1 pseudogene is annotated in these 707 nt (G+C 38.3%); it reads right to left on the bottom strand.

What is annotated here, in order from left to right:
- Positions 1 to 707 (bottom strand): annotated as a pseudogene (locus CQA49_RS10220) (hypothetical protein); the annotation flags it as partial.

Below are 707 nucleotides of genomic sequence, written 5' to 3'. Positions count from 1 at the left end.
TTTAGCGTAGCTTCTGTTGATTTCAAGCCTCCTAAATTCTCTAACTTACTTCCATGCTCTGCAGTTCTAATATTGCCACCATCAGTTGCCTCATTAAAACCTTTAGCTTTACCAACTTGAGATTGTAAGCCTTGTGTAGTATTTAGATAATGTGTATCTGCTAGACTTGAATTACCTTTTCCACCTGTAAGATCACTATATTCATCTCTTAATGCTCTAGCACCTTCTCTTGCTTGTATTAAACTTGCTTCTGCATTAGTTCTTGCAGTGCTTTTATAGCTGCTTGCAAAATTACTTCCTGTGCCATGAACTGTTTGTAAAGCTTGTCCTTGCTCTATCTGATTTATTACTCCTGCATGTCCTCCATATTGGATAGCATTCATTTTTTGAGTATTTAATGCACCTTCTTTACCTACACCTATAACTTGGTTAGCAGCTATTCTTGCATTATTTTCTAATCCTTGTGCATAGTAGCTTCCTTCTCTACCACCATTAAGACTTCCATCTCTATCATAAGCCATAGAACCTTGTAAGCCTGAGGCTTGAGCTATGGTTTTTACTGCTGAATCAGTTCCGAGTGTTTTTGCAAGGGCTTCACCTGAGACATGTTCTTTAGTGTTACCTCTTACAATGTCTTTACCATTTTCAAATGTTGCTCCTAGAGTTGTAGTAGTAGAGGCTTGTTGGACACCTTGCCATTTACCTCC

This window comes from Helicobacter sp. MIT 00-7814, assembly GCF_003364115.1.
In the GTDB taxonomy this organism is placed as follows: domain Bacteria; phylum Campylobacterota; class Campylobacteria; order Campylobacterales; family Helicobacteraceae; genus Helicobacter_F.
This window is presented reverse-complemented; position numbering and strand designations above follow the sequence as displayed.